A 10,594-nucleotide genomic window follows, 5' to 3' on the forward strand; every position below is an offset into this window, starting at 1 on the left:
TGGTTCATCAGCCACATGAAGTGCTCAGCCACCCCGAGCGGCCGTTCTGCGGGCATGCTGGTGGCCTGTGCTGGGGCCGTCGTCACGATGGTGCTCCTCGAGCGAACGTGGTCCGCACACGCTCCGGATCCGGTGGGTGGGCGGACGGTGGATACGGCTCCACTCTCAGCCATCGCCCAGGCCTGGACCAGCCCTTTCCCTGTCCGCTAGTTGTTCACTTAGCGCTCAGTCGACCTTCACGCCCGGCCACCCGCGTCGTTGTGCTCCACCTCCCACAGTCGGCCGGCCACATGGGCGAGCCCGCGGCTGAGGTGCCTGCGCTATGCCCTGCTTCACGCTGCCGTCGGCCGGTGGTCGACGCCGTGTCGTGCACTGCGGAACTCGTCGCCTCGCTCGGCCACCGTTTAGGGGAGGCCACGGTCGCCGTCTTCGGCCGGCCAATCATCGCCGCTTCGAGCGGTACGGAGTGCTCGTTGTGCACCGGCATGCACACGCCTGCGGGCGCAGACCGCCAACAGACGCGACGCTACGGGCGCTGCCGCGCAGGCCGGATGACCATCTCGTTGACGTCGACGTCGGCGGGCTGGTCGATCGCGTAGGAGATCGCACGAGCAATGGCGTCGGGCGGGATGGCAGCCGAGCGGTAGGCCTTCATCGTCGCCGCGGCTTCTGGTTCGGTGATGGTGTCGGCCAGTTCGGACTCGACGACGCCAGGTGAGACGGTGGTGACCCGGATGAACGGCTCGGCCTCCTGCCGCAGACCTTCGGTGATCGCCCAGGCCGCGTACTTCGTGGCGCAGTACACAGCAGCTGTGGGGACCACGGAGTAGGCACCGATGGACGCGATGGTGATGAAGTGCCCGCTCTTCTGGCGCTGGAAGTGCGGCATGGCCGCGGCGATGCCGTGCAGCAGGCCCTTGACGTTGACATCGATCATCCGCTCCCACTCGTCCACCAGCAGTGAGTCGAGGCGCGACAGCGGCATGACGCCGGCGTTGTTGACGATCACGTCGAGGTGCCCCCGGGCAGTAACCGTTTCGTCGACCAACCTGGCCACGTCGGCCCGGTCGGTGACATCGAGATGGCGTACATCGATGCTCCCGCCGTCGGCTCGGACGCTCTCCGCCAGACTGGTCAGCCGATCCTCTCGACGCGCACCGGCAACGACGTGGTGGCCTTCCGCAGCAAGCCGCCTGGCGATGCCTTCGCCGATACCACTCGTGGCACCCGTGACGAGTACGACCTTCCGGTCGCTGCCCTGCCCTGTGGTTTCCGAGGTTGTCCGTGTCACCGTGTCCTCCTTGCTCAGTCAGGGCAGAAGCCCCGTTGACGGATCGTTCACCTGCGAACTTGCCGTGCTTTCGATGGCAGGAGAAGGCCGAGATCTTCCTAGGAGTGCTGCACACACCACACTTGACCGACGAGGCAGTCGTGCCGTCACTGACCCACCCCGCGTCGGGTCACGCAGTCAGGTCCGTGGCGATCCACTCGGTGACGAGCCGTGGTGGTGCTTCCGGCCGACGATGTCGCGGGCTCGTGCGGTGCGGACGCGACTGTTGGAGGCCATGGGCCCGCCAGTGAAAGCGGGCCCCCAGAAGGCGCCGGCGGCCTCGATGTCCCAGGGCTCGGGGCCGTCGAGGCCGAGTGCCTCGGCGATCGAAGCGGCCGGCCCTCAAGTGATTCCTCCCCGTTTCTCGGCGAAGGGCGTGAGTGACCCCGACGGCGTGCCGATCTGAACGCGGTGGTGGGAGCGCATCATGTCGGCGCGCACGTCGTCTATGACCAGGCGCTGAGAGCCGTCGGCCTGGACGCCGGGATCACCTCCCTGGTGACACTGTCCACCGGGGAAAAGGTCACCAACCCCAAGCACGAGATCAACCATGCATCGTCCGTGATGGGGAGTTACAACGAGCCATTACGGTCCCGGTCCCGGTCGGCGGGGAGGAACGGCGCGCCGTTCAGTTCATGGCCCCACATGACATCGCTGATGTGTTTCACGGCGGCTGTCAGGTGCCGACGGTAGGTGCTGAAGGACATTCCGAGGCGCCTGGCCGCGGCTTCCTGTGTGGGTGCGGCCCTGCTGTACGTGGTCATGACGACCTGATGACGTTTCTCTCCGCCACGCTCGTCCCGCAGGGTGTCGATGGCGTGCAGCAGGGCATCGTGCAGGCTCTGGCCGTGCTCGGCGACGCGGCGGGTGCGGCTCAGAGGGTTTCGTGCCAGCTGGCTGGGCCACCACAGCGCGCGCAGGGCGTCCCGTACGGCGGCGTCGAATTCCGAGCGGGACAGCACGACATGCTCGGCCCGTTCCTGAGCAGTTCCGCCCGGAGACGTGACGACATTCGCGCCGGTCAGCAGAGCTTCGTGTCTCTCCGCCATCCACGCCATCACGGGTTGGGTACGCCAGTCGTGGGCGAACAGACGGTACTCGTGGTGGCCGACCGCGGGCCTGACATCAATGGGCAGCATCTCGGAGCGCTCCAGGTAACCATTCCAGAAGCCGTCGTCCCGCATCACGTTGAACGACCATGCGAGATGGTCGGCCCGGATGATCTCACCCATCGCACGCCACTTGGCCAAAGTGTTGGACGCCGACGGCCGCTGGTACGCCTGCGAGTCCACGTCGAACCGCGCGATGGCTATGTGCTCCCCTGCTCGCAACGGCTTGTCGGCGCGTACGTGGGCCCAGGCGGCGGCCACCACCGGATCGACGTCCTCCCCCTCAGGCCTGTCGAACTGCAGCCATGCGGAGCAGGCAACGATGTCATCGCTGCGAGTCGACCGGTAGACCTTGAACGCTTCGGGCTGCCGATCCAGCCAGAACCGGGCGATCGCGGCCGATTCGGCGCCCTCTGCCTCATGGACCAGCTCCACCACGCGCTCCTGGTCGGCAGGAGTACAGGGCATCTCCCGCACCAGACCGCAGGGATGTCCCTCGAAGGTGTCGGAGACATGGCCGACTGCGCCGACATCCCGGTGCAGGTACATCAGGGCCTGCATCGCCTGGAGCATCTGCGAGGCGGGGACCTCCCGGACCCGGCCGAGCAGATACTGGTGCATCCGCCCACGCAGGGCCGCGAGTTCGTCAGGATCACGCCACCGGAGATCAGCCACCAGCACCTCGCGCACCACATCATGCGGAAAGAGTCCCGACGAGGTGGACTCGATGAACGGCTGGGCGCGCAGCCAGGCAAAGAGTTCGGCAGCCCGCTCGCCCGTCATCGCCCGCAGCAGGGTCTCGGAGGTGACCTCGGCCTGAGCGCACACCTCCAGCGCCGTGCGATGCTCCGGGCTCGGCGGATCTCCCACCACTTGCGACAACAGCGTCGCGATCACCTCGCCGCCCGGTGACCAGTCGGCCGCCCGCGGTGTCCCCTCCGCGTCCTGCTGAACGGCGACCGCCGCCGCCAGGGACAGGGCCAGCGGATTGCCGCCGGCGAAGGACAGCACCGCGTGGTGCGCTCCTGCGGGGACGCCGCGCACCCGCAGAAACGCCGCGGCGTCGGCGGGGGTCAGGTTTCGCAGCGGCACCACATGCAGAAGGTCACGCCAACCGGGGTCGGCGACCCAGCGCGGATCGGGGGCCACGCGTCCGGCGATCACGACGACCCCGCCCAGCGGCAGTCGCGGCAGGAACTGCTCCCACAACCAGTACTCCAGGCCGTGGCAGTACTCAAAGGCATCGACCAGAAGCACCGCGCCCGGCTCGCCGGTGGCTTTTCCCGCGGCGTACTCGAAATCCTGCGGCGTCGCGGTAACCGTACGGCCGTCCACCTCGACCACCAGCCGCCCCGCCTCCCGCGCCTCGATGGCGAACCGCCGCAGCAGCGCGGACTTGCCGATTCCCCCGGGCCCGTGCAGATAGACGACAGACGCACCGGCCGGATCCCCCGCCAGCACGGACCGGAACAGCGCCCGTTCCACCGCCCGCCCGACGAAAGCCCGATCCCGCGCCGCGACCACACGGTCACCCAAGGAGCCGCCGTACCCCATATTCACGAGCCGCGAAAAACGCGAATCCTTGACCAGATACATGACGTCGGTCATTTTTGGTCATCCGAAGGAATGAGACGTGCGTCGGTACGACTTGATTCACGCCTCCGCCGGTGGCGGCGGTCAGCACATAAGGCAGCCACTTAGAAACCCCAAGAAAAGAAGTTGAACGTGCCGGCGGGTGATCAAGCAGCACGGCCCGAAGGATCAGCCAGGCAGATCAGTCGCTGATGAAGCCGGGGCGGCGGAGCCCCGCTGCGTCACTGTCTGCCGTTCTTCTGCCACCGGGACAGGGACTCCGCCGAGGGGGCTGCCCCGCCGACCGGGCGGCCGCCTTCTCCGCCGACGGGCTCCGCGTGCACGCTCCCCAGAAGTGCCAGCGCGTCAGCCGACGGACTGCCCGGTTCGGCGTAGTACACGATGAGCCGCTGGCCGGGGTCACGGTCCACTGTGAAGGTCTCCACGACCAGTTCCAGGGAGCCGACGACAGGATGGCAAAAGCCGCAGATGTCGCTTCCCTTTTCGAATATCTCGTGGTCCGCCCAGTAGCGCCGGAAATCCGGGCTGACCGCCGACACCTCTCTCACGAGCCTTGTCAGCCGGGGATCGTTGGGGGCCGTGCCGGCGGTGGCGCGCAGTGAGGCCGCGACAGCACGGGCCGCCTTGTGCCAATCGACGTGGAAGCTGCGTGCCACCGGATCGAGGAAGGTGGTCCGCACATAGTTGCCCGTGATCGTGAAGCCGCTGGTCAAGGCCTCGGCAAGAGCGTTCCGCGCCAGCACGTTGTGCCACCGGTCCAGCACCATCGCGGGCTGCCCCGTCCACATCTGGAGCAGGCGCTGCAGGCCGGGCGCTACGGCTTCCCGATCGTTCTCCGGGCGCAGTGTCGCAGGGGCGCGGCCGGCGAGCAGATACATGTGGTTGATCGCCGGCGCATCAAGGCCGAACACGGACACCAGTGCCTCGAGAATCTGCGGCGAGGGCGACCGCTCCCGTCCCTGCTCGAGGCGCACGTAGTACTGCGTGCTGATCCCGGCCAGTGCGGCGACCTCCTCGCGTCTGAGGCCTGGCGTGCGACGCAGGCCTCCCGGAGGCAAGCCGACGTCCAGCGGGCTGACGGCGGCACGTCGGGCTCGTAGGAAATCTCCGAGTGCATTCACAGCCCTCACATTAGGCAGCGTGGCGCCTGCCAGGGAGGGCGAGATCCTGACAGGCAGGCGCAGTGGGCACCGGGCCTTCTGCGTGCCGGTTTGTGGTCGACGACTGGCGCAGTCGGGCCAGGACGGGGCTCTTGTCGGCGCCGACGGTGCGCCGTTGGAGGCGCGCATTGCCAGGCCATCACATGAAGCCCGCCGGCGGTGCCGGAGTACCGGTGCCGGAACGCCGCCGACGTCCGCGACGACCCTGGGCAGCCCCAGTAACGCCAAGGCGTGCAGGCCGTCGGGGGTGCGGTGGCCCGCGTGTTCGGCCAGTTGCCGGCCGAGGCGGACGGCGCGGGTCAGGAGAAGTTCTGGCGAGTAGTGAGCAGGGTTTGACCTGTCAATGACCGTATGGCCCACGGAACGCTGGCGGAGTGAGGCCAGATATGCACACGTCTGCCTCGCATCCACTCGTCATATACGGAAAGCGCCATGACTGTTCAGGACAAGCGCATCATCGTGACCGGCAGCTCCCGGGGAATCGCCGCCGCGGCCATCGCGTCATTTGCCCGAGCCGGAGCCCGGGTCGCCGCACTGGGAATCAGCGACGAATCGGGCAGGGCTCTCGCCGAAAAGATCACGTCCGAAGGGCCTGGCACCGTCTCCTACTTCCACGCCGATGTCTCGGACAAGTCCGGGGTGACCACGGCCGTGGCCGCCGCCGCCGAGGAGCTGGGCGGCGTCGACGCCCTGGTCAACGTGGCAGGCATCGAAATGGGGGCGCCTGCCGAGAGTATCTCCGAAGAGGACTGGGACCGTGTCTTCGCGGTGAATGCCAAGGGCACCTTCCTCACCGCTCAGGCCGTCTTCCCGTACCTGCGGGAAAACGGCGGCACCATCATCAACTTCGGTTCCGACGCCGCCCTCATCCCCTATCCGAACGGAGCGCACTATTCGGCATCCAAGGGGGCGGTGCTCTCGCTCACTCGTACCCTCGCCGCCGAATGGGGGCGCTACGGGATCCGGGTGAACTCCGTCGATCCGGTGATTTGGACGGGGATGTACGACGGGTACCGGGCGCGGATGACCGAGGAGGAACTCGCGGCTCACGACGCTGAGCAGGCCCGCATCATCCCGCTGGGAGGCAAGCTGGGTGACCCCGACTCCGACCTCGCCCCGGTCCTCGACTTCCTCGTCTCCGACGGCTCCCGGTTCATCACCGGCCAGATCATCTCTGTGAACGGTGGCGCCGTGCAGGTCCGCTGACCTTGTGTCTCGGGCCGGCATCGGGGGGGGCGGATCCACCGAAAGGTGCAACCTCAACACGTTCCGAACCAGGAGGATTCGAGGGGGCCGGAGACTCTGCACCAACATCTTCGCTGCGCGAGTCTCATTCTGAAACGATCGCTTAGCCAGTCGGCGTTGTCAGTGGTGGGAGGCAGGATGGCGGCATGACCACACCAGTTGCGCAGATCGTGGACGCCGCTGCCTACGCGCAGGCCGTCGAGCACGTCGTGGCGGCCGCGGCCGCCTACTACACGGACGGCACTTCTCCGCTCGACGACGACGCCTACGACCAGTTGGTGCGCGGCATCGCCGTCTGGGAAGCGGCGCACCCCGACCAGGTGCTGCCGCACTCCCCCACGGGCAAGGTCGCCGGCGGCGCGGTCGAGGGCGATGTGCCGCACACGGTGGCGATGCTGAGCCTGGACAACGTGTTCTCGCCCGAGCAGTTCACCGCGTGGACGGCGTCGCTGGCCCGCCGGATCGGGCACGAGGCGCAACGCTTCAGCGTGGAGGCCAAGCTCGACGGTCTCGCCGTAGCGGCCCGCTACACCGAAGGGCGCCTGACCCGGCTGATCACCCGCGGCGACGGCATCGCCGGGGAGGACGTCTCGCACGCGATCGGCACCCTCGAAGGGCTGCCGGAGAAGCTGGACCAGCCGGTCACCGTGGAGGTGCGCGGCGAAGTCCTCATGACGACGGCCCAGTTCGAGCACGCCAACGAGGTGCGCACCGCGCACGGCGGGCAGCCGTTCGCCAACCCGCGCGGCGCGTCCGCGGGCACGCTGCGCGCCAAGGAGCGGGCGTACACGGTGCCGATGACGTTCTTCGGCTACGGCCTGCTGCCCCTGCCGGAATCCGACACCGAGCTCACCGAACGGCTGAACGGGCTCGCCCACAGCGAGCTGATGGCTCTGGCCGCCCGGCTGGGAGTGCACACCGCCGCCGCCACCGCGGTGCCCACCGTCACGGCCACGACCGTGGACGAGGTCCTGGAGCGTGTGCGGGAGATCGCCGCGCTCCGCGCCGAGCTGCCCTTCGGGATCGACGGCATCGTCATCAAGGCCGACCTGGCCGCCGACCAGCGAGCCGCCGGTTCCGGATCGCGCGCGCCCCGCTGGGCCATCGCCTACAAGCTCCCCGCCGTGGAGAAGATCACCCGTTTGGTGGCGGTGGAGTGGAACGTGGGCCGCACCGGGATCATCGCCCCGCGCGGCGTGCTGGAGCCGGTGCAGATCGAGGGCGCCACCATCACCTACGCAACGCTGCACAACCCGGCCGACATCACCCGCCGTGACCTACGGCTGGGCGATCACGTCATGGTCCACCGCGCCGGCGATGTCATCCCGCGCATCGAGGCCCCGGTCGCCCACCTGCGCACCGGCGACGAGCAGCCCATCGTGTTCCCCGAGATGTGCCCGCGGTGCGGCTCCGCCATCGACACCAGTCAGGAGCGCTGGCGGTGCGAGCAGGGCCGTAACTGCCATCTGGTGGCTTCCCTCTCCTACGCCGCCGGCCGCGACCAGCTCGACATCGAGGGCCTGGGCGCCACCCGCGTGGTGCAGCTCGTCGAGGCCGGACTGGTCGCGGATCTGGCCGACCTGTTCGCCCTGACCCGTGAGCAGCTTCTGGGGCTGGAGAGGATGGGTGAGACGAGCACCGACAACCTGCTCGCCGCCCTCGCCACGGCCCGGACCCGACCGCTGTCACGGGTGCTGTGCGCGCTCGGTGTACGCGGCACCGGCCGGTCCATGTCCCGCCGCATCGCCCGGCACTTCGCCACCATGGACAACATCCGTGCCGCCGACGCCGACGCCCTGCAGCAGGTCGAGGGCATCGGCCCGGAGAAGGCCCCCTCCATCGTCGCCGAACTCGCCGAACTGGCCGAGCTCATCGACAGGCTTGCCGCGGCCGGGGTGAACATGACCGAACCCGGCGCCACTCCCCCACCCACGGCGGACGACGACCTGGCAACGCCGGCCGACACCCCGGACGACCGCCCGCTGACGGGCATGACGGTCGTCGTCACCGGCGCGATGACCGGGCCCCTGGAAGACCTCAGCCGCAACCAGATGAACGAGCTCATCGAGCGGGCCGGCGGCAAGTCCTCCTCCAGCGTCTCGAAGAAGACCTCCCTCGTGGTCGCCGGTGAGGGCGCGGGCTCCAAGCGAGCCAAGGCGGAAACCCTCGGCATTCGACTCTCCGCACCCGGCGAATTCGCACGGCTCGTCGCCGACTACCTGCCCTGATTCCGTCACCGCCGACCGCCTGCCCGCTGCCAGGCCTCCCCTGCGCCGGCCCTGGCATCCGGTGTTCGGTGTTCGACTGGTCCGGCGACAGTTCTCGACGGATGCCCGCCAGCTGCCGCACCCTCGACCACAGGCCCGACCAACCGGAGGAATCGCGGCCAGATGAATCCGGAGAACGAAAGCCGCTTCGCCTGCCGCCTCAGTACTGTGACATCCGCCTGCCGCCTCAGTAGTGTGACGTCGCATGACCGACACCGCGATCGAGATCACCGCAGACCTGGTGCGCGACCTGCTGCAGGAGCAACATCCAGACCTTGCGGGACTGGCCATCCGCGAGGTGGCTGGCGGCTGGGGCAACCAAATGTGGCGGCTCGGGGACGAGTTGGCCGTGCGCATGCAGCGCATGGACCCCACCCCCGAGCTCCAGCTCAAGGAGCGGCGGTGGCTCCCCGTGCTGGCCCCGCGCCTGCCGCTCCCGGTGCCCACCCCGGTGCGGTTCGGTGAACCGTCCCAGCGCTTCCCCAAACACTGGACCGTGATGACCTGGGTCGAGGGCGAGCCGCTGGACCACGGCTCGATCAGCCGCGGCGACCACGCGGCCGACACACTGGCGGGCTTCCTCCAGGCGCTGCATGTGGAGGCTCCCGCCGAGGCGCCGGTCGCCACCGACCGCGGCGCCCATCCCAGGAACTGCACCGACGGCTTCGAGAACTTTCTCCAGGCCGTTGGCCCCGACGACATCACTGCCGACATCCGGGCCGTCTGGGACCACGCCGTTGCGGCCCACGCATGGGAGGGACCGCCGGTGTGGGTGCACGGCGACCTCCATCCCGCGAACGTCGTCGTCTCGGGCGGAACGCTCTCCGGCATCGTCGACTTCGGTGACATGTTCGCCGGTGACCCGGCATGGGACCTCGCCGCCGCATGGGTGCTGCTGCCCGAAGGCACCGCCTCACGGTTCTTCGACATGTACGCGCGGGCCGACGAGGCGGCGATCCGGCGCGCCCGCGGGCTGGCCGCGGTGAAGGGCCTCTTCCTGATGCTCATGGGGCAGAACGGAGACCGGGGCCTTCCCGGCGGCAAGCCGCACTGGGGACCCACAGGCCGAGCGGTACTCGATCGCGTCCTGAAGGGCGTTTAGGGCGTGCAGATCACCGACGTGGTGACGCCGAAGAGTTGGCCGAGGAGGTCCATGGTCGCGAGCTTGCGCAGGCGGAGCACGATGATGAGGATCCGGTCGGCTGGGGCGAGCTTGGCCTTGGTGCCCGCCCCGGGTGCCGGCAGGGTTCACTGAGCCGTTGGCGGGTCGTACCGGTCAGTTCCGGGTCCTGCGGCGGCTCACCACTGACCGTGATGGGCCGGTACATCGAGGGCCAGAAGCGGCCCGCCCGGCCGTCACCACGAGCGCGAAGAGACCTACGGCGCTTCGCGCTCCATGGCGAAGCGTTCCAGGCACGCGTCGAGGCCCTCCTCGGCGGAAACCCGTACCGAACCGAGCAGCCTCAGGGGCGCCACCCGACGAAACGCTCGCCCCCATCTGGCGACCAACCGTGCAAGGCGAGCGTCCGCACGCCGTTCCTCACCATCGGCACGCTGACCGGCGTGACTCGCCTCACGACAGCACTCAGCCGCAGGCCGGGCTGACGTTCACTCACCGGCAAGTGAGGGAGGGGTCCCGCGTTGGCCGTCCACTCAACGGCCACCGCGGGACGCGGCGTTCATGACACCGCCGTACGTACTCGCGTCACACGCCGGGCACGGCCGAGGCCTCGATGGCTCGCTGGGTGTGCTCGGTGATGAGGTCCAGGTTGACGGCGGCCGCCGCCTTCAGACCGGCGGCGGCCGCGCCGATGACCGTCTCGGTGAGGCTGGTGATGTTGCCGGCCGCGTACACACCGGCCACGCTCGTCGCTCCCTGCGTGTTCGAGC

At 68.8% G+C, this 10,594-nt stretch carries 6 protein-coding genes and 1 pseudogene; 3 read left to right on the top strand and 4 right to left on the bottom strand.

Going from position 1 to position 10,594, the window contains the following annotated elements; all coding sequences use genetic code 11:
• Nucleotides 1-526 precede the first annotated feature (526 nt).
• The 3 genes from JF597_RS04730 to JF597_RS04740 all read right to left on the bottom strand — a co-directional run bounded on the left by JF597_RS04730 (nt 527) and on the right by JF597_RS04740 (nt 5,153).
• Nucleotides 527-1,291 (bottom strand): SDR family oxidoreductase, encoded by a 765-nt coding sequence (locus JF597_RS04730; RefSeq protein ID WP_293989289.1) that lies wholly within the window; start codon nt 1,289-1,291, stop codon nt 527-529.
• A 611-nt stretch (nt 1,292-1,902) separates the two neighbouring features.
• Complete coding sequence (locus JF597_RS04735) at nt 1,903-4,047, bottom strand: AAA family ATPase (protein WP_293989292.1); 2,145 nt, start codon at nt 4,045-4,047, stop codon at nt 1,903-1,905.
• Between the two features lie 206 nt (nt 4,048-4,253).
• Nucleotides 4,254-5,153, bottom strand: coding sequence for a helix-turn-helix transcriptional regulator (locus JF597_RS04740; protein WP_293989295.1), 900 nt, complete (start codon nt 5,151-5,153; stop codon nt 4,254-4,256).
• Nucleotides 5,154-5,624: 471 nt separating this feature from the next.
• Between JF597_RS04740 and JF597_RS04745 the strand changes: the two genes are divergently transcribed.
• The 3 genes from JF597_RS04745 (at nt 5,625) to JF597_RS04755 (ending at nt 9,806) form a co-directional block, all read left to right on the top strand.
• A complete protein-coding gene (locus tag JF597_RS04745; RefSeq protein WP_293989298.1) occupies nt 5,625-6,398 on the top strand; it encodes an SDR family NAD(P)-dependent oxidoreductase in 774 nt (257 codons plus the stop codon).
• Between the two features lie 185 nt (nt 6,399-6,583).
• The gene (ligA, locus tag JF597_RS04750; protein WP_293989301.1) at nt 6,584-8,665 is read left to right on the top strand and encodes an NAD-dependent DNA ligase LigA; all 2,082 of its coding nucleotides are present in this window, start codon (nt 6,584-6,586) and stop codon (nt 8,663-8,665) included.
• A gap of 244 nt (nt 8,666-8,909) precedes the next feature.
• Nucleotides 8,910-9,806 carry an aminoglycoside phosphotransferase family protein gene (locus JF597_RS04755; RefSeq protein ID WP_293989304.1) on the top strand — a complete coding sequence of 299 codons (897 nt, stop codon included), beginning with the start codon at nt 8,910-8,912 and terminating at the stop codon, nt 9,804-9,806.
• Nucleotides 9,807-10,409: 603 nt separating this feature from the next.
• Here JF597_RS04755 and JF597_RS04760 read toward each other — a convergent pair.
• Nucleotides 10,410-10,594 (bottom strand): annotated as a pseudogene (locus tag JF597_RS04760) (thioredoxin reductase); the annotation flags it as partial.

This window comes from Streptomyces sp. (genome assembly GCF_019510245.1).
Classification (GTDB): Bacteria; Actinomycetota; Actinomycetes; order Streptomycetales; family Streptomycetaceae; genus Streptomyces.

What these genes read in the sequence shown, in the direction of transcription:
- ligA (WP_293989301.1), top strand. Translation starts at nt 6,584, where the DNA reads ATGACCACACCAGTTGCGCAGATCGTGGACGCCGCTGCCTACGCGCAG.
- JF597_RS04735 (WP_293989292.1), bottom strand. Translation starts at nt 4,047, where the DNA reads ATGACCGACGTCATGTATCTGGTCAAGGATTCGCGTTTTTCGCGGCTC.
- JF597_RS04745 (WP_293989298.1), top strand. Translation starts at nt 5,625, where the DNA reads ATGACTGTTCAGGACAAGCGCATCATCGTGACCGGCAGCTCCCGGGGA.
- JF597_RS04755 (WP_293989304.1), top strand. Translation starts at nt 8,910, where the DNA reads ATGACCGACACCGCGATCGAGATCACCGCAGACCTGGTGCGCGACCTG.